Annotated in this window: 17 protein-coding genes; 9 read left to right on the top strand and 8 right to left on the bottom strand. The window is 37.6% G+C overall.

The window, feature by feature from the left end; all coding sequences use genetic code 11:
- Nucleotides 1–112: 112 nt before the first annotated feature.
- A complete protein-coding gene (locus tag AAHI99_RS04855; protein WP_342227175.1) occupies nt 113–676 on the top strand; it encodes a hydrolase in 564 nt (187 codons plus the stop codon).
- Nucleotides 677–759: 83 nt separating this feature from the next.
- Here AAHI99_RS04855 and AAHI99_RS04850 read toward each other — a convergent pair whose 3' ends face one another.
- The gene (locus tag AAHI99_RS04850; protein WP_342227174.1) at nt 760–1,065 is read right to left on the bottom strand and encodes a hypothetical protein; all 306 of its coding nucleotides are present in this window, start codon (nt 1,063–1,065) and stop codon (nt 760–762) included.
- A gap of 111 nt (nt 1,066–1,176) precedes the next feature.
- Between AAHI99_RS04850 and dusA the strand changes: the two genes are divergently transcribed.
- Nucleotides 1,177–2,172, top strand: coding sequence for a tRNA dihydrouridine(20/20a) synthase DusA (dusA, locus tag AAHI99_RS04845; protein WP_342227173.1), 996 nt, complete (start codon nt 1,177–1,179; stop codon nt 2,170–2,172).
- 18 nt (nt 2,173–2,190) lie between these two features.
- Here the strand turns inward: dusA and AAHI99_RS04840 are convergent, their stop codons facing one another.
- From AAHI99_RS04840 to AAHI99_RS04830, 3 genes are read right to left on the bottom strand one after another with little or no spacing between them, the layout of a single operon-like run.
- On the bottom strand, nt 2,191–2,424 hold the full coding sequence (locus tag AAHI99_RS04840) for a FeoC-like transcriptional regulator (RefSeq protein ID WP_342227172.1): 234 nt from the start codon (nt 2,422–2,424) through the stop codon (nt 2,191–2,193).
- Complete coding sequence (gene feoB / locus AAHI99_RS04835; RefSeq protein WP_342227171.1) at nt 2,417–4,708, bottom strand: Fe(2+) transporter permease subunit FeoB; 2,292 nt, start codon at nt 4,706–4,708, stop codon at nt 2,417–2,419. Before feoB ends, AAHI99_RS04840 begins: the two co-directional genes overlap by 8 nt.
- 11 nt (nt 4,709–4,719) lie before the next feature.
- Nucleotides 4,720–4,968 carry a FeoA family protein gene (locus AAHI99_RS04830; RefSeq protein ID WP_342227170.1) on the bottom strand — a complete coding sequence of 83 codons (249 nt, stop codon included), beginning with the start codon at nt 4,966–4,968 and terminating at the stop codon, nt 4,720–4,722.
- Between the two features lie 94 nt (nt 4,969–5,062).
- Between AAHI99_RS04830 and AAHI99_RS04825 the strand changes: the two genes are divergently transcribed.
- On the top strand, nt 5,063–6,544 hold the full coding sequence (locus tag AAHI99_RS04825) for a UDP-N-acetylmuramoyl-L-alanyl-D-glutamate--2,6-diaminopimelate ligase (protein WP_342227169.1): 1,482 nt from the start codon (nt 5,063–5,065) through the stop codon (nt 6,542–6,544).
- An 8-nt stretch (nt 6,545–6,552) separates the two neighbouring features.
- Here the strand turns inward: AAHI99_RS04825 and AAHI99_RS04820 are convergent, their stop codons facing one another.
- On the bottom strand, nt 6,553–7,677 hold the full coding sequence (locus AAHI99_RS04820; protein ID WP_342227168.1) for a glycosyltransferase family 4 protein: 1,125 nt from the start codon (nt 7,675–7,677) through the stop codon (nt 6,553–6,555).
- A gap of 83 nt (nt 7,678–7,760) precedes the next feature.
- Here AAHI99_RS04820 and AAHI99_RS04815 point away from each other — a divergent pair, with 83 nt between their 5' ends.
- From AAHI99_RS04815 to AAHI99_RS04790, 6 genes are all read left to right on the top strand, one after another.
- Nucleotides 7,761–9,107 (top strand): UDP-N-acetylmuramoyl-tripeptide--D-alanyl-D-alanine ligase, encoded by a 1,347-nt coding sequence (locus tag AAHI99_RS04815; protein WP_342227167.1) that lies wholly within the window; start codon nt 7,761–7,763, stop codon nt 9,105–9,107.
- 59 nt (nt 9,108–9,166) lie between these two features.
- Nucleotides 9,167–10,249 (top strand): phospho-N-acetylmuramoyl-pentapeptide-transferase, encoded by a 1,083-nt coding sequence (gene mraY, locus AAHI99_RS04810; RefSeq protein WP_342227166.1) that lies wholly within the window; start codon nt 9,167–9,169, stop codon nt 10,247–10,249.
- A 177-nt stretch (nt 10,250–10,426) separates the two neighbouring features.
- A complete protein-coding gene (gene hflD / locus AAHI99_RS04805) occupies nt 10,427–11,065 on the top strand; it encodes a high frequency lysogenization protein HflD (protein ID WP_342227165.1) in 639 nt (212 codons plus the stop codon).
- A gap of 640 nt (nt 11,066–11,705) precedes the next feature.
- Nucleotides 11,706–12,836 carry a saccharopine dehydrogenase NADP-binding domain-containing protein gene (locus tag AAHI99_RS04800; RefSeq protein ID WP_342227164.1) on the top strand — a complete coding sequence of 377 codons (1,131 nt, stop codon included), beginning with the start codon at nt 11,706–11,708 and terminating at the stop codon, nt 12,834–12,836.
- A gap of 577 nt (nt 12,837–13,413) precedes the next feature.
- Nucleotides 13,414–14,850 carry a hypothetical protein gene (locus tag AAHI99_RS04795; RefSeq protein WP_342227163.1) on the top strand — a complete coding sequence of 479 codons (1,437 nt, stop codon included), beginning with the start codon at nt 13,414–13,416 and terminating at the stop codon, nt 14,848–14,850.
- Nucleotides 14,851–15,052: 202 nt separating this feature from the next.
- Nucleotides 15,053–15,844, top strand: a complete 792-nt coding sequence (locus AAHI99_RS04790; protein ID WP_342227162.1) for a hypothetical protein — start codon at nt 15,053–15,055, stop codon at nt 15,842–15,844.
- A 149-nt stretch (nt 15,845–15,993) separates the two neighbouring features.
- Here the strand turns inward: AAHI99_RS04790 and AAHI99_RS04785 are convergent, their stop codons facing one another.
- The 3 genes from AAHI99_RS04785 to panD all read right to left on the bottom strand — a co-directional run bounded on the left by AAHI99_RS04785 (nt 15,994) and on the right by panD (nt 19,508).
- Complete coding sequence (locus tag AAHI99_RS04785) at nt 15,994–16,755, bottom strand: hypothetical protein (protein ID WP_342227161.1); 762 nt, start codon at nt 16,753–16,755, stop codon at nt 15,994–15,996.
- Nucleotides 16,756–16,890: 135 nt separating this feature from the next.
- On the bottom strand, nt 16,891–19,038 hold the full coding sequence (locus tag AAHI99_RS04780; protein WP_342227160.1) for a copper-translocating P-type ATPase: 2,148 nt from the start codon (nt 19,036–19,038) through the stop codon (nt 16,891–16,893).
- 113 nt (nt 19,039–19,151) lie between these two features.
- Nucleotides 19,152–19,508 (bottom strand): aspartate 1-decarboxylase, encoded by a 357-nt coding sequence (panD, locus tag AAHI99_RS04775; protein WP_342227159.1) that lies wholly within the window; start codon nt 19,506–19,508, stop codon nt 19,152–19,154.
- Nucleotides 19,509–19,583: the final 75 nt, after the last annotated feature.

Here is a 19,583-nt window from a genome sequence, read left to right as displayed (position 1 = left end):
CATATGCAGGTTTAATTATGCTGTGCTGACATAACGGCTGGCATGGAGTAACATAGCTTTGTCGACCGGCTGTGTATTTCCGGCGTGGAAATTACTGACTCTCGGAGATTGCATGCTTAAGCTTGATCCTATTCGTTCTGCTTTGGTATTAATCGATTTGCAGGAAGGAATACTACCCTTCGCTGGCGGTCCCCACAGCGCTAAGCAGGTGCTTGAACGCGCTGCAACTCTCGCTCAACGTTTTCGTGCTGCATCCGCACTGGTATTTCTGGTGCGTGTGGGTTGGTCGGCGGATTTCGCTGAAGCCCCGAAACAACTGGTAGATAGTCCTCGTAGCGGGCCGCTGCCTGACAATTGGTGGAATATCCCACTGACCCTGAAGGCGCAGGATAGTGATATCCGCATTATCAAACGTCAATGGGGCGCATTTTACGGTACTGATTTGGAAATGCAGTTACGTCGGCGCGGTATTCAAACCATCGTGCTAGGAGGTATCTCCACGAATATTGGCGTGGAGTCTACCGCGCGCAACGCCTGGGAACTAGGGTTTGAGCTGGTATTGGTGGAAGATATTTGCAGCGCTCAAAACAAAGTTCAGCATGACGGGAGCTTCCAACACATCTTTCCTCGTATCGGTCGAGTATGCAGCAGTGCAGAGATATTAATTCCAGGTTAATGTCGGCGGGAAAAAATTTATTGCGAAGAATAGATTATAAAAAAAGGCCGATAATATATCGACCTTTTATTTTTTTAACGAGATTAAGACTTTACGGAGTCTTTTTCTGTTTGATCTGTTCCTGTTGTATTATCGGAGTTAAGCGTGTTTAGCTCATCCAATTTAGTGTTTCCTTTTTCTTGTTTAGGGTCTATTTTTTTTTCCATGGAGATTTTTTTGTGACCTTTTCGATGATGTACAGCTTCCTTTCTAGCAGGTGTTATAGCAGCTGGCTGGTTGCTATTAGCAGCTGGTAAGCTATTCAGATCGGTGGCTGATTCAGCTGCGATAGCTGGGATAGCTAAAATCGCGCTGCTTAAACCGATGATGAGGGCTTGTTTCAATTTCATGATAAGGACTCCAAATTGTTATTATTGTAAAACAGGCTTTGTGTAACAAAGCTAGTGGGGCTATCATACCAGTAAAAAACCAGCATGGAAGCCCCTTAACAGAAATAAATCATGCTAAAACCGCAGAAACAGTTGATTAGTTCCTATATGATAGCACCTATGATGGGTTGGACTACCCGTCATTACCGTTATTTTTTCCGACTAATTTGCAAAAAAGCGCAGTTATATACGGAAATGCTCAGCACAGACGCTATTTTAAATAGTCCGCAACGAGAACGTTTATTAAGTTTTGATACCAGTGAAAAAACGTTGGCAATACAATTAGGCGGCGGTATTGGTTCGGATCTAGCGCGGGCGGCCAAAATAGTCGAACCTTATGGTTATTCCGAGATTAATCTGAATGTCGGTTGTCCTAGTGATAGAGTGCAATCAGGTTGCTTTGGTGCGGTATTACTTAAAGATCCCAGACGCGTTGCGGATTGCATTGCTGAAATGTGCGCAGCAGTTAAATTACCTATTACGGTTAAAACCCGAATTGGTGTCGATGACTGCGAAAGTTATGATTATTTAGCCCAATTTATCCAACAAGTCAATTTGGCGGGCTGCCAAACTTTTATTATTCATGCACGTAAAGCTTGGCTATCGGGATTAAGTCCCAAAGAAAACCGTGAAATTCCGCCTTTAAATTATAATTGGGTCTATCAGATTAAGCGTGACTTCCCTCATTTAAATATTGCTTTAAATGGCGGCATATCTTGTATAAGCACAGCGCAGGAACATTTACAACAGGTCGATAGTGTCATGATAGGTCGTGCTGCTTGGTATAATCCCTATTTGTTTGCAGAACTTGATCACCTAATTAGTCCACAAGATACGTTGATTATCCCTAGTCGACTATCTATTGTTTTACTGTATTTACCTTATCTAGAGCAGGCTTTTATATCGGGCGAAAATTTGACGCATTTAATCCAACCTCTATTCGGGTTATTTCATGGTGTAGCAGGCGGCAGACGTTGGCGACAAAAATTAAGTGAAACCTTACAGAGGATGGATAATCCCTTAGTCGGAATAAAAGCGATACTACGAGAGATAGTCCCGAGCGCGTGAATTAAGAAGTACTCGGTGTTAAACAGGATGTTCTACCCACTGATATAAAGCAAAGGACTCGGATGAACACTTAAGGCAAGGTGTTGCGCAATTCAGTGTTTTAAAATATTTTTTTACACAACCTTTATGTATTAATAGTTCTAAGACAGCTAAGGTTTCTTCTTGTTTAGTTCCAAAGGTTTGTAGAATAAGTGAAAGATTAACTAATTTTTTTTCAGCAATAAATTTTTTTAAAGTGAGTAAGCTAATCATGACAGTTTCCTCTACTAGATGAGAGTGGAAGTGGTAATTCGGTGAGTTTGCTGGTTTTAAAACGCAAGAAACTACGCGTAACACAAAGTGCAATAGCAACGATGAGGTAGCATAAAATAGTTGTTAAGGGATGCTGCTTAAACGTGACAGTTTGATAAAATAAAGCAGAGACGGCATAAGCAATTCCCGTACTCCATGCCATAGAAAAATAAGCCCAAGCTCTACCAATCTCGCGTTGCATCACCGCCATGGTCGAAATACAAGGAAAATACAATAAAATAAACAATAGATAAGAAAAAGCGCCAAGCTTACCATCGAAATAATTGGACATTACACCATAAACACCTTTCGTCACGTCAGGTGCTTCTGCCTTTAGCGCCATGGGATTGGTTAGAGTTTTGCCCAGCTCACCTAGATTTTTAGGGATAGATAACACAGCGGCTTTTAATTCATCGCTTATTGTTGATTGTTCGCTTTGCTCTGCCAGTTGGCCAACTTGTGAATATAAAGTATTTAATGTTCCGACAACCACTTCCTTAGCGAGTAAACCGGTCGCTAAACCCACAGTGGCAGGCCAATTATTACTTTGTATCCCTATAGGGGCAAAGATTGGCGTGATGGTTTTTCCAATACTGGATAATAAAGAATGTTGATTGGCTTCACCGCTGATAAGTTTGCCATGGATGCTGATCGTATTGAAACATCCTATCAGCACACAAATTGGAATAATAAAGCGACCTGCTTTAAATAAAAATAATTTCAAGCGTTGCCAAGTGCTTTGCAAGATAGAACGCCAATGTGGCCAATGATAGGTCGGTAACTCTAAGATCATCGGCGTTGTTTCTGCTTTTAATGCGGTAGAGCGTAGTAATAAACCGGTGAAAATTGCGGTTAGTATCCCTATGATATATAACGCGAAAATGATGAGTGCACCACCCTGTGGAAAAAAAGCGGCAACAAATAAAGTATAGACTGTGAGGCGTGCACCGCATGACATAAAGGGTGCCATCATCACTGTCAAAATACGATCGCGTGGTGAAGCTAAGGTGCGCGTAGCCATTACTGTAGGGACATTACAACCAAAACCCACAATGAGTGGAACAAAAGCCTTTCCAGGTAAACCGATAGCCCCCATTAATTTATCGACCACAAACGCGGCGCGTGCCATATAACCTGAATCTTCTAATAAGGATAAAAATAAAAACATGGCGCCGATGACCGGTATAAAGCTTATTGTGGTATTAATCCCTTTACCTAAGCCATTAGCAATTAATGCAATCAGCCAAACCGGTAAATGCAATTGTGTAAGTACATTGATACTACCATGTATAAACAATGCCGTGCTACCCATATCAAAAAAATCTTGAAAAGCGCCACCGACATTAATGGCAAATAAAAAAAGTGTGTACATCACTAAAAGAAAAATTGGAATACCTAGCCAACGATTTAAAATAATACGATCAATGCGCGAGGTAAACGTTATGCCGGGTGTGTTGGTGATTAAACTTTGTTTTAATAGCGATTGTATCCAAGCATAACGTGCATCGGCTATCAGCAAATCAATTTCTTCACCCAATTGTGTTTTAAGTATTTGTATCAATGATTGTGCAAACGAAAGTTCTTCTGGTGTGGCGTAATTGCGAGCGATGGCATCATCTTCCAATAAACGGCAAGCCAACCAAGGAAGAGGAACTTTTTTTGTTGATAATTTTTCGGTAAGTGTTTGCAAAGTGTTCTGCAATAAAGGCTCAAAAGAATAAGGGAGAGCTGTATGTGTTGAGAGATTTGCTGATAAAGTATGACGTAATTCTTTAATACCTATACCACGAATTGCAGTTAAAGGGATAATTGGACACTTTAATGATCGACTCAATTGTTGGATATTGATATGTATGCCGCGTCGCTTAGCAATATCCATCATATTAAGTGCTATGATAACCGGTATCTGCATTTCTAACAGTTGGGCAGTCAAATACAGTTGTCGTTCGAGATTGCTTGCATCAACTACATTAATGACAACATCGGGACGATTGTTGACGAGATAAGTGCAAGCAATGCATTCATCCATGGCACAATTATTAGCAACGACACTTAAGGAATACGTGCCTGGAAGATCCACGATTTCATAGGTTTCTGTCCCGACATTAAAATACCCACTTTTTTGCTCAACCGTGACGCCGGCCCAATTACCGACTTTTTGTCGACTACCGGTGAGGGCATTAAAAATAACCGTTTTACCGCAATTAGGATTGCCGGCTATGGCAATGATTTTATTTTTTTGCATGAGTTTTGTTTTTAGTTTGAATATTCTACATAAATATGACAGGCTTCACTGGCACGTAAACTAAATTGGCTACCTAATATTTGTAATTGTAAGGGGTCGCCAAGCGGCGCACGTCGAATTAAAGTAATGGCAACTTGTCGCGTAATGCCTAAATGTTGTAATAATTTGCGACAGGGTGAAGCGATATCAGAACTAAAACCTACTACAGTAGCAGATTGTCCCGGGCTTAGTTGGGTGAGGGGTATAGACTCAGTTAGCATAAATATTTTAAATGAGAATCATTATTATTTATAATAGAGGTTTTTTAGTAGTGAAGCAAGACTTAATCGATCCTAAGTTGGGCGAGTATTTTTTATGCATTTAAGTCAGTTATTAATGGGTATTGACGTTGCGGTGAAGGCGGATCCCGTCATTAAAGGACTTTGCCAAGATAGCCGTCAACTTCAACCAGGAGATTTATTCTTTGCTTATCCCGGAATGGATAATGACGGCCGTCATTTTATTTCGGAGGCAATCGCTAAAGGTGCGGCAGCCATTTTATTCGAACCAGAAGGGAATGTTTCTATTGATGTAAATGTAGCGCCTATCCCTATAATAGCGCTTCCTCATTTAACCACACAATTAGGGCCTATCGCAGCCCGATTTTATGATTATCCGAGTCGTTATATGCCTGTAATCGGTATTACGGGTACGAATGGTAAAACTTCTTGTACACATTTTTTAGCTGATAGTTTGCAGCACTTACAAAAGCCATGTGGTGTTATTGGGACCTTAGGTAATGGTTTCTATGGGGATTTAAAGGGGGGTCAGTTAACTACACCCGATGCTATCGAGTTGCAACAATTACTGGCAAATTTTCGTGATGCACAAGCACAGGCTGTGGTCATGGAAGTATCTTCACATCGCTTAGCGCAACAGCGTTTAAACGGCACAGAATTTTCTGTGGCCGCATTTACTAATTTAACCCGAGATCATCTGGATTATCATGGAACAATGAATGCCTATGCGCAGGCTAAACGTTCTTTTTTTGATTTACCGGGTGTGCAGCAGGCGATCTTAAATGCTGACGATCCTTATGCGCAACAATGGTTAACTGAACTTGCTGAACAATTACCTGTATATGCTTATTCTTTAAATAAGCCTCAATCGGCATGGTCGCATATTCCGCATGTCACGGTAAAAAAATTTGATTTTAATCTGCAAGGTTTACAGGCAGAAATCGATACGCCTTGGGGCGAAGTGTTTATCGAAAACGCATTTTTAATGGGGCAGTTTAATTTAAGTAATTTGTTATTGGTATTGACGCTTTTAAAGAGTTTGCATTTTTCTTTAGCAGAAATTTCACAGGTTATATCGAAATTAAAGAATGTTAAAGGACGTATGCAAGCGTTTCATACCAATGGGAAGCCCTTAGTGGTTGTAGATTATGCGCATACACCCGACGCATTGCAGCAAGTTTTACGTGCTTTACGTCCACATTGTCCAGGTAAGTTATATTGTTTATTTGGTTGTGGAGGCGATAGGGATAAAGGAAAACGACCCTTAATGGCTAAGATTGCCGAACAGGAAGCCGATCGTATCATAGTAACCAGTGATAATCCGCGCCATGAAGATCCGTTACAAATTTTACGGGAGATTCAACAAGGGTTCACGAATAAAAAACCCATACATCGTGAACCGGATAGGCAACGTGCAATTGCCTATGCTATTACAACCGCGCAGTCGAGAGATGTTGTATTAATTGCAGGTAAAGGGCACGAAGACTATCAGTTAATTAAAGGCATTAAATATCCCTTTGATGATGTCCTCGAAGTGCAACGATTATTAAAGACATGATCTCGTTTTTACTCCTTTATCCGTAAAATATCTGCATAAGCTTGTTCAGTTGCATCGATAAAATATTTTTTGTCGAACTGTTTTATTGCTTTGTTTCTGGCATGCTGCGACATTTGCTTGAGATCGTTAGGTGTTAGTCGCGTTAAAATAGTTATTAGCAGGTCAGTCAGACTAGGAATATTATTAACTGGGACTATCCAGCCATCATGTTCAGCGGTTACATTTTCAGGAAGACCACTAAAATTTGAAACAATAACAGGAAGACCCATCGCTAGCATTTCTCGACAGGCAAAGGAGACGGTTTCTGAGGCATTAGACAGTACAAAACCGATATCGCCTAAATTAATAATAGGTCTGACGTCAGGAACGAGCCCAGGAAAAATGACTTGAGTCGCTAGATCGAACTTTTTTACGTTTTCAGTTATTTCTAATTCAGGAGGGTGGTGGCCTGCAATAATAACTTTAATTTTTTTCTTTAATTGGGGTGATAATGCGTCTATCGCTGCAATAAGGTGAACCCAATTTTTACACTGAGCTGTCCCGGCATTGGAAACAAAAACCAAATCATCGTGGTTTATGTCATATTGTTGACGTAATAATTGTTTTATTGCGGATGAACAGGGCTGGTAATAATCAGTATCTACTCCATGGGGAATAAGTTTAATAGTTTTCGAGATCCCTGCTTGAAGGAGTTGTTGTTGGTTATATTTACTCACGGCAATGATAGCATCAACGAAGTAACGCAGTCGTAGTTTAGCACCTGATTTTAAAGATAAAGCATGATGTTTGGTGAATATCAACTTAGGTTTATGTTTTAAGAAGGGGTAAACGAATAAAATGACCCGATGACAAGCAGAGCCATTCAGGTGGATGATATCAAAATGATTTTGAGCTATCCATTGTTTAAATAGATAGAGCTGCTTAAAATTTCTCCACCATTTTTTTAAAATACGGTGATAATCAATGGCGAAACGAGCGACAGTTGGGTCTAAGCTTAAATAAAGTTGAGAAGAGGCGGGACAGGCTACCGAAATAGTATGATTTTTCTGTGCTAAACCCTCAACTAAGCTTAAGATATAGGTGTTATGCCCTCCTGCATAGCCTGTGTGAAAGTTGCAAAATAAAATGCGCATATTATTATTTTAGTACTTAATTCCTGTGAGTATAGTATAGAATGCTATAGTCTAAAAGTACCCCATCTATTTATTGGTAACCTGTGAAACTATCTATATTGGCTGCAAATATCCAAGGGAAGCTATTAGGTCCGGATGTGAATTACACCGGATTGAGTTTGGATTCACGTAGCATAAAACCACATGAACTTTTTTTTGCTATTCGCGGTGAAAAGTTTGATGGGCATGCTTTTATTGAAGTTGCTAAGCAGCGCGGAGCCGCCGCCGCTATCGTTGATCATGTTATAGGTACCGATTTACCCTTAGTACTCGTCCAGGACACAAGAAAAGCCTTAGGGGAATTAGCTAAACAACATCGTAGTCAATTTTCTATCCCTATTATTGCCTTAACGGGTAGTTGTGGTAAAACAAGCAGCAAAGAAATGATCGCATCGATTTTGGCTGAAACAGGCTCCGTGTTAACTAATTTTAAAAATTTCAATAATGATATCGGTGTCCCTTTAACATTGTTAAATTTAAACACGCAACACCGTTATGCCGTGATTGAAATGGGTGCGAATCATAGCGGAGAAATTGCGTATTTGACGCAGATCACACAACCGAATGTTGCCTTGATCACCAACATTGGGCCTGCACATTTGCAAGGGTTTGGATCCATGAGCGGTGTTGCAAAGGCTAAGGCAGAAATTTTTTCTGGTTTAGCTAAAAATGGTGTCGCTATTATTAATGCCGATGATAAATTTACTGATACTTTACAGAAAGCCTCTGCTAGTTTTCGCTGTGTGAGTTTTGGTTTATCCGATGGATGTGATTTTTCTGCGACTAATATTCAAGTGGATGCTGATGGAAAAGCAATATTTTTATTACATGCCCCGAATGGAAAAGAAATGATGATTCGCTTAAGCTTACCTGGACAGCATCAGGTGTTGAATGCTTTAGCCGCCGCCGCCGCGGCGAGCCAAGTGGGAGTTGAATTATTCCACATCAAATCCGGTTTAGAAAAAACGCAACCAGTGCCTGGAAGAGTGTTACTAAGCAAAACAAAAATAGGCGCGAACTTGATTGATGATAGTTATAATGCCAATCCAAGTTCAGTGGCTGCGGCTTTAAAATTATTGGCGCATTATTCTGGACAGCGAATTTTTGTTATGGGTGATATGGGGGAGTTGGGCCCCAATGCCATAGAGTATCATCGTCAAATTGGAAAATTAGCTAAAGAATTAAAAATCGATGAGGTCTATACTTGCGGTGATTTAAGTAAAGAAACCGCCAAAGCATTTGGTACAAACGCAAAGCATTACCCTAATCACCAGGAATTAATTTTAGCACTGAAACCGCATTTGCGAGAGAATGTCACTATTTTAATTAAAGGTTCACTCAGTGCACAAATGGGAAAAGTAGTCGCTGCTTTATTGGACAACGCTGCGTGAATCATAACGCGCTATTATACTCTTCACACTTGAATTTTTAACCGGAGAAAATTAACCCCATGTTGTTATGGTTAACTGCATTTTTATCAAATTACTATCGTGCTTTTCATGTCTTTCAATATTTAACTTTACGAGCGATTTTAGCGTCTTTAACTGCGTTCCTTATCTCACTTTTATTAGCACCGAAGATGATACGTACACTAAGTCATCGCCAAATTGGTCAAGCAATACGTACTGATGGACCCCAAGCACATTTAAGTAAAGCCGGTACACCGACGATGGGTGGTGCTTTGATTTTAATTGCCATCGTTATGACAACTTTACTATGGGCTAATCTTAATAATCATCTGATTTGGATAGTACTCTTAGGCATAGTAGGATTTGGCCTAATAGGATTTGCGGATGATTACCTAAAATTGATGCTAAAAAATAGCCGTGGACTTATTCCACGTTGGAAGTATTTATGGCAATCGATATTAGGTTTAATCATTGGTGTATTGTTATATATGAATGCAACTTTACCTGTTGAAACCCAATTAGTGGTGCCTTTTTTTAAAAATCTCTTGATTCCTTTAGGAATATTTTATATTCCCTGGGTGTATTTTGTCATCGTTGGCAGTAGTAATGCCGTGAATTTAACCGATGGCTTAGATGGTTTAGCTATTATGCCGACGGTATTAGTGGGAAGTGGTTTAGGTATTTTTGCCTATCTTACCGGAAATATTACCTACGCAAAGTATTTAGCGATTCCTTTTGTTCCCGGTGCTGGCGAAATGGTGGTAATTTGTGGTGCTATAGTCGGGGCGGGTTTAGGTTTTTTATGGTTTAATACCTATCCGGCGCAAGTATTTATGGGTGATGTCGGTGCTTTAGGCTTGGGTGCAGCGTTAGGTTGCATTGCAGTTGTAGTAAGACAAGAATTTGTATTACTCATCATGGGTGGCGTGTTTGCTTTAGAAACAATTTCGGTAATATTGCAAGTGGCTTCTTTTAAATTAACCGGGAAAAGAATTTTTCGTATGGCGCCTATACACCATCATTTTGAGTTAAAGGGTTGGCCAGAACCGAGAATTATTGTGAGATTCTGGATTATTACCTTTATATTGGTATTATTTGGATTAGCAACTTTGAAATTACGCTAATATATTCAAAGTTCTATGGAGAACAAAATTTCAATAGTCCGTCATAGCTAGGTTGAACGAGAGTGTAGACCGTGCATCTTTGTCGGATCGTTCGCATTATGTGCTTGCAATGACGAAAAGTGGTATTTAAAAAAAACGATTATGAGTACCTATTCATTTTACTTATTTTAATGTGTTATGCAAAACAACGAAAAAAAAAATGTTGAACGTAGTTTAGCACTAGCAGGTGTTTTCCAATCCGCCGCTTTAGTTCGTGATCTGGCTAGGACTGGAAAAACTGAAAAACTTGCATTTGATACGAGTATTCAAAGTATTTACACACTTGACGTTAGCACCGTGGAACAGGTTTATGGCGGTACAATTAGTGGTTTACGTTTAGGTTTACAAGAGTTAGTTAATTTACTCGCGTATACTAAAATTAAACAAGATCGCGAATTAACGCGTTATTTAATTGGCTTAATGCATCTCGAACGTAAACTCATCCGTTCTCCTGAAACCAAAAAAAACTTAGGTCGACGGATAAAACATGCTATTTCGCAAGCTAACTATTTTGCATCTTCACCGCAACTTATTATTAATAGTTTAGCCGATATTTATGTCACCACCTTAGGTGCATTACCTTTTCGTTTGCATGTTGTTGGACAAGGTAAATATTTAGCGCATGCCGAAACAGTCAGTAAAATACGTGCTGCCTTATTAGCAGGAGTGCGTTCGGCGGTATTATGGCGTCAATTAGGCGGCTCGCGTTGGCAGCTTTTTCTCATGCGTCATACATTAATAGGTGTGGGGAAAAAATTATTGACCAAGCTTAATTAAAATTTTTTACATAAGTATTATCATAAATGATAATTATGTTATAATTTTTTAAATTAATTTATAAAAAATAACCTGTATTTAATGTTCTTTAACATTTATTAAAATAATAATGGCTACTTCAAAGGCTTTTTTCAAAAACAACTTAGAAAAGCTTGAATTAACGAGTGAGTTTTCAAGAGTTTTGGTTACGTTTACCCATTCCATGCTGGATTCCGCAGCGAGTTTATTACAGCAGCATTGGTTCAAATCTATTTGTTTCCAAGTCACTTTTATTTTAGGCGTATTCGTCAATTTTTTTCTGGCGATTAATTTTATTAAATTAGAGAATAAAAATTTAGGTAATAGCAGGTTATTTATAAGCGCTATTAAATATCGATTAGTGAACAAAAATATAAAAAAATAATGTTACAATTTCCTCATTTTAACCATGAGGATCAGAAAGCTAATAAAAGTCGGAATAATTATGAAGATTTTTATATGATTTTTAATCATTATTGTGTTGACAAGACTTTTCATTTTTTTCTGAATTAAAAAAACTTGCAATTACGCCTTATACTAATTCAGAAAAATTTGCTGAAGAATATTATTAATTTTTATAAAAAAATAAACTATTAGAGCTTACCATTAAAAGGGATGACTTATGAAACCTGATGAAGATAATAAAGTTTTAATCTTAGGAGCTACTGGAAATTTTGGTAGGAAAATTGCAAGGGGATTAGTAGAAAAAAATATTGCCATTATTATTTCTGGTCGCTATGAAGAACCGTTAGTAGCTTTAAAAAAACAACTTTCCAAAGTTGCCGTTGATACGTGTATTGATATACTTTGTTTCGATTTTAAAAAAAGATTATCCCAAGAGTTATTACGTCTTAGGCCGCCATTGGTCATCAATGCCTCTGGTCCCTTTCAAACTGCAGATTTTACCACAGCAATTAATTGCATACTTTTGGGTATAAACTATATTGATCTCGCCGATGCCCGAGAATATGTGAATGATTTTTCAATTTTAGAAGAGCAAGCGATTAAGAAAAATTGTGTTGCTATCACAGGTGCTAGCACTTTGCCCTGTTTATCCTCGGCTGTTTTAAACTATTATAAGGATGAGTTTAAGACAATCGATTCTTTAGTATATGGAATTACACTTGGCCAAAAAACCGAAAGAGGATTAGCTACCTTCAAATCTATCCTAAGTTATGTAGGAAAACGTTTTCAAGATGTTCGTGGTATATCCAAAAAAATGTATGGATGGCAAGATTTATATCGACAAGAATATCCTCTATTAGGAAAACGTTGGATGGCAAATTGTGAAGTCCCAGATTTAGATTTATTACCAGGTTTTTTTCCTATTAAATCGATTCGATTTTCTGCGGGAATAGAAAGCAGCGTATCCCATCTTGGTTTATGGTTTTTATCTTGGTTAATCCGATTTAAGCTTCCAATTAAATTAGAAAACCATGCCGAAACCTTATTAAAATTCAGTCATTACTTTGATTCATTGGGTACCGATGCAGGCGGTATGCACATGCTAATGTCGGGTACTGATCATAAGGGAAATCATAAGGATATCAAATGGTTTATGGTAGCCAAAGAGGGTGATGGTCTTCATATCCCCACCATTCCAGCTATTCTTTTAGCTAAAAGAATATTACAAGAAGAAATCTCTGAAACAGGAGCGATTCCTTGTATGCATTTAATTTCACTAGAAAGCTATTTGGCAGAATTAAAAAAATTAAATATACATGTTTTTTCAGAAGTTAGTAAAAAATTTTAATGAGCTCTTCGCACTTGAATTTTTGACGGTGTTGTCATTCAATTTGCAATACTCCAAGAATTTCGCGCTTATAAAAAAAGCTTTACACTAAGAAGGTAAAAAATAAAACAGTTAAGTGAAAAATATGTCGGAGTTTAAATGTACGAAAGAACTTTATAGAGCATTTTTACAAGCGAGCAGTGTAAGGTAATCAGGGGGCTAAGCGTTATCCGAAGTAAGTCCCTATCGAATTATCGGGATAGCCTTACAATATCAGTTCGATACGTACTTCTATTTTTTTCCTGTAAAGATATATTTTATTTTTAATAATCAATTTTTAATATTTAGTTAAGGTTTCAAATATACTATAAAATTTTCAAAGTAAAAAAAAGATATATATGCAACCTTATGAGCTTGATCCCATTTTAAACAAAGATAAAGTTTTTCAAATTACCCCCCCCCGCCGAGTATCGATTTTAATAATTTACTAACATTACCTGCCGATTGGCTTACACAGTTAGAAAAATTATGCCGTGAGAGCAATAGTGCTCTAACACCTGATTGTTTTACGAAGCATATAAGTACAGATAATCCAGCAATGAACCAAACATTAATTGCGCATTTACAGCTTATTTATCATTGCTTAAAAGGCAATCTTGATGCTCCAGGAAGCCGGCTTTCTAAGGCTGAGCACATGGTTATCATTTCGAAGCTAACAGAAGATATTGATTTATGTACTGAGGGTTTTCGTAACCGCGTTAATGATATTCTGCATTCTTTGGTCAGTTCGAGAACTTTATCTGAATTATTGTATCAAGCACGGGTGGCATTAGTGAAAAATATAGGCTACGAGCTAACTCAAAACATACATGCATGGAACAGAGTAATAGATAGAGCAATTCTGCATGGTTTAGGCATTAAAAAGAATGCTGAGGAAGATCCATATCCTGGACATTTAGCGGATGAAGAAATCGATCATACTTTACGAGAAAAATTTGAAGAAAAATATACCCCATTTAATTTAGTTTTTTTATTAACAAGTCAATTGGATGGAATATTGCTCAGAATGGGCTATACAGGTCCTCAACAAGATGGATATTCTACAGGTACAGCAGAAAAAATAGGTGATAGGATTAATTGTTATTTAGCTGAAACTGAAAAAAAAGATTGGAAAAAATTTTTTATTATTGATGAAGATGATGATTTTAATATTGTTATTCGCGATCTCAATTGGCAATTTATTAGAAAATGTTTTTTGCAAACTTTAATCCAAAAGGGTTATTTTTCTCAAACACCTTCTGAGGAGAATATAGGTAATTTGTTGCATTGTGCGTATTTTAGCTATTTATTTTGTGAAAATAATAATCTTTCCGGCTTTGAAGAGAGGTATATCACTCATCAGCTCTTTAATAGAAAAGCTTATTTGCAGTTAGAATACATTAAAATGAATTTCCCTATTTTTTGGCAGAAATTAAGTAGTCAGCATTTAATTCTATTTTTGATCAGTGAATTGGAAAAAAAGTCTTTTAATAATGAAAATGATATCAACGAAAAAATTAAGTTACTATTTGCTTTAGATTTAAAGAGCTTAACAAATGATAACCAGGATTCTGTTACTTTACGACTCTTAGAATTAATAAAAAGAAATACGGACGAGCAAAATCTTCTGATGTGGGCTGCTCGTAATCAGTCAAACTCAGTAACCTATCTTATAGAATTGATGAAGCAATATCGTAGTCAGTTTGATAATAAGATACTGGAAAATATGTATTCAAAACAAGATTCTTGGGGCATCAATTCACTGATGCTAGCGGCACGTTATCAACCCGAAGCTGTGAAACCCTTACTCGAGTCAATCGCTCTACTGGATGAAGAAGCAAGACGGCAACTCCTTTTGCAAAAAACTACTGAGGGTTTGAACTTACTGATGCTAGCGGCATGTTATCAACCCGAAGCGGTGAAACCTTTGCTCGAATCATTTGCTCAATTTAATAAACAAGCAAGATGGCAATTTTGGAGGGGGGAGGAATACTAATGATTGGTATTCAGTTTGGAATTTACTAATATCAGCAGAAAATACTAAACAAACTGAGACGACAAAGATCCTACTGAAATCGATCGCTCAATTTGATCAGAAATCAATACTAAAAATACTTTTGAAATCCAATATTGGCAGAAGGAAAACACTGCACACAGTAGCACAGAACCAACCAGAAGCGATGGAGTCCCTGATAAAATTGATAAGTCAACTGGATGAACAAGCAAAACGACAATTACTTTTGGAAAATGATTTTGATGATGATTCAAACTTACTAATGAAAGCGGCACATTATCAACCCAAAGCTGTGAAACCCTTATTGGAGTTGATAGCTTCACTTGATGAAGAAACAAGACGGCAAATATTTTTGCAAAAAAGTTACGTAGTAGGCAATTCACTGACGCTAGCGGCACTTTATCAACCTAAGGCCATAAAGCTCTTACTAGAATCGATCGCTCAACTGGGTAACAGAACAATACTGCAAATCTTTTTGGAAGGTAGTTGTAGTTCTGTCTCATACTCAGTGATACAAAGGCTAGCAGCATCTGAGCAAACCAATCCCGAGGTGATACAATCGATTCGAGAATTTATCGATCAGCAATTTATAGCTCAACCTCTGTTCAAACAGGATACGCTGACACAAATGTTTTTACAAAAAGATACAGGTTGGAAACCTTTGCTTGCTACCCTACTATTAAACAAATACTTGGCTGATCTCGCAAGGAGAAAAGAGCAACATATCACTCATCTTACGAAATTTTTTGGATGTAATTTTGGTTATTCTACAGATGAAAAAGAAGTGGCCGCGCGAGAGTTAAAAACAACGTTAGAAAAGTCAGGCACCATCGATCATTTATTAAGCTTGAAAAAACTTTATCCTGCTTTAAAAAATGGTAGATTGGGTCAATTGTTTGCAACTTTCTGTGAACTTGAAACTGAGAATAACTCGCTTCCTGCAGAGATTTCTCAACAAGCTCAATCATTACGGTAACCTTAGTGCTCTATAACCTTTTTCATATATTTGAACTCCGACATCTTCTTTCCTTAGCGGTTTTTTTTACCCTCCTAGTGTGAAGGTTTTTTTATAGATGCGAAACTCCTGCCTTCATGAAACCGAGAAAGCAATAATAAAAAACAAGTTTAATGTTTACAAATTTGTCTATTATATTCTACCGTTTTACTAGGTGATTCGGTGTTATGTTGGTGTTTAAGAACCGAAAAGAAGTTTGCGCGGCAAGGATAAAACGATACATTCGAAATTTGTTTGGGTAAAATCGTTATTGTTCTTAATTCGTTTAGATCATTGGAGAATGAAATTTTTTGTTGTTGTGAACGCATTAGTTGCTCAAACATTTTTTGCGTCAAACTATTTTGTCGATTAAATTCGCTTAGCCTATTAATTATAGGTTTTAGATTGGAATGAGTTAAAACTCTATCAAAATTTTCCTGTGTAAAAAGTTCGGCATCAAAAAGTTTAAAGAGCACGCTGGCTATTGAATGCAGATCATTTTTTAATTGAATAGCACTTCTATTCTCTGCGGATAATAATTTCACACTTTGAAGTAAACGTAATACTAAGGCAATTCCTGTTGGACTGATATGCCTTGCTAAAGCTTTTTTATTTTCAATATTTAAAAGATTCGAATTATGCAGTTGAATTAAGCCTGAGGCTATTTCAATAGGTGAGCGATGCATCAGGATAAGAGAGAAATTTTCTAGATTAAGAATAGCTTTATCACGAATGTTAGCGAGTGCAAGGCCAATTTCCAATGGATTTAAATTTAATTGATTTAATCCATCTTGAAACTTATTTCGGAATGTGTGTTTCGGAGAAATAAAATATTGATAGAGTTGAGAAGTTTCTGAAAAATCGTTTTGTTTTTTTGTAAGAGGTAAAACCATATTTCTTCCTTGTTAAAAATTGAACGTGAACACACCCTCTCGTTATATGCTATTGGTACTTTATTTAGCGAAACTTTCAAGTTCATATTTAAATGGGTGGGTATTATGTCAAGTTTTTTAATGTAAATCTAATTTTTATTGAATTATTTTTAAGGTGCGTAATCGTAAAGAATTCCCAATGACTGAAACTGAACTTAAGCTCATTGCCAAGGCTGCAAGCATGGGATCAAGTAAGCGCCCACTCCAGACATATAAAACACCTGCGGCGATAGGGATACAGAAAATATTATAAATAAAAGCTAGAAATAAATTTTCGCGAATATTTCTCATGACTTGTTTACTGAGTTGTTGCGCGCGGACTATTCCCATCAAATCGCCTTTAATTAAAGTAACACCCGCATTTTGGATAGCGACATCGGTTCCTGTTCCCATGGCGATACCGATGTCGGCTTGTGCTAAAGCAGGAGCGTCATTAATTCCGTCTCCAGCCATCGCTACGATATAACCTTGTTTTTGTAAACGTTGCACAATGATGCTTTTTTGCGAAGGGAGTACTTCAGCTTCTACTTGATTGATAGCTAATTTTTTTGCAATTGCATTAGCAGTTATTCGATTGTCACCTGTTACCATCACAATCACTAAACCTTGTTTTTTTAAATTTTTTAGTGCGGGTAGGGTTGACTCTTTAATTGGGTCGCTGACACTGATTAATCCAGCCAATTGCTTTTCAATTAGTAAATACATGACTGTTTCGCCTGATTGACACAGTTTTTTAGCTTTTTCTTCTAAAGAAACAGTGGATACTTTCAGATCATGACATAACTTTAAATTACCTAAAGCAATCGATTTACCTTGCCAAACAGCGGTGATTCCTTTACCGATTTCTGCAGTAAAATTTTCAATTTCTTCTAAATGCAGCTGTTCTTTTTCAGCGGCATTAATTATGGCGTCAGCAAGAGGATGTTCACTATGTCTTTCTAAACTGGCTGCTATTAATAAAATATCTATTTCGCTAAAGCCTGATGCAGCAATAATGTGGTTGACCATGGGTTTCCCTAAGGTAAGCGTACCCGTTTTATCAACAACGATTGCGTTCACTTTTTCAAAGCGTTCTAAATTTTCAGCGTTTTTTATTAAAATTCCTGCTTTTGCACCGATGCCCATACCGACGGTAATCGACATCGGGGTTGCTAAACCTAAGGCGCAAGGACAAGCAATAATTAACACTGAAATGGCAGAGATTAAACCATAAGTCATGGCGGGATTGGGACCCCAAATAGACCAAATAACAAAAGTGATGAGCGCAATAACCAATACACAAGGGACAAAATAACTTGCCGTTTGATCGGCTAGTCGTTGAATAGGTGCTTTTGAACGTTGCGCTTCAGAAACTAATTGGACAATTTGGGCTAACATAGTTTCCTTGCCAATGTGCAGTGCTCGCATGACAAAACTTCCAGAAATATTTAAAGTACCGCCGATTATTTTTGATCCGATTTGTTTTTCAATCGGAATGGCTTCACCCGTAATCATTGATTCATTAACTGAACTATGGCCTAGAATAACTTCACCGTCGGTAGGAATTTTTTCTCCTGGTCGTACTCTTAATTCGTCATTTATTTGAATTTCATCTAAAGGAATTTTCTCTTCAGTTTGATTTTTTATTTTTCGTGCCGTTTTTGGTGATAAATCAAGTAATGCACGTAAAGCACCGCCGGTTTGTTCTCTGCCTTTTAACTCTAAAACTTGTCCCATCAATACTAAAGCGGTTATCACACTAGCTGTTTCAAAATAAAGATTAGCTTGACCCGTCGCCGATTGAAATGCCGCTGGAAATAGATTTGGAAATAACAAACCAATAATACTGTACACATACGCTACGCTGATTCCTAAACCAATCAGCGTAAACATATTCAAATGCCGATACCTAATAGAAAAACAAGCTTTTTTTAGAAGAGGGTAGCCACACCAGAGAATGACGATACTGGCTAAAATGAATTGTGACCAAGAAGAAAATACGTCTGGAATGGAGGCTATAATCGACTTAATTCCAGGGATATGTAGTCCCATGGTCAAAAATAAAATCGGCAGTGTTAATATAACACTCAGCCAAAAGCGTTTTAACAAGTCATCCAGTTCATGATGGCAAATATGCCGAGTCATTTTGGCTGAGATGATTCGAGGTTCTAAAGACATACCACAAATCGGACAGCTGCCCAGTTGATCGCGAATAATTTCAGGATGCATGGGGCAAGTATATTGTTGGGGCAGCGGTACAGACATGCTTGATACCTCTGATTATCTTGATAGGTCTATTTTAAGCCATTCGTTGTCTGATGAATAGCTTGGATTTATTTTAATAGGTAAAAAACCTCGGTACTTTCAATCGCAAAAGCTTAAGGTGAAAGTTTATAATCGTTATTTTCATTGAGCAGGGCGATGATGGGTTTGAAAGTTGCTAACTGGCTTTCCTGGAGTTGTACATAGGTGCAAATGATAACGCGATCACCGACAGCGGTGAGTCGTGCGCAGGCGCCGTTTGCACACATAATTCTTGATCCACTCGGTGCTGGAATGGCATAGGTTACATAACGTTGACCATTAGTAATGTTGTAAACATGTATTTGTTCATGCACAACGATATTGCATATTTCCATGATTTCAGCATCAATGCTAAATGAACCCTCATAATTGAGATCGGCTGCAGTGACTTTTGGTTGATGCAACTTTGATTTTAGTAGTGTTCTTTGCATAATATTTATCTACGAAAGGAATAATTGTTTTAATTTTTGGATATTAAGCCAAAGGGCATAATTTACAGTCCTGTC

This window comes from Rickettsiella endosymbiont of Rhagonycha lignosa, assembly GCF_964031165.1.
Lineage (GTDB): Bacteria > Pseudomonadota > Gammaproteobacteria > Diplorickettsiales > Diplorickettsiaceae > Aquirickettsiella.
This window is presented reverse-complemented; position numbering and strand designations above follow the sequence as displayed.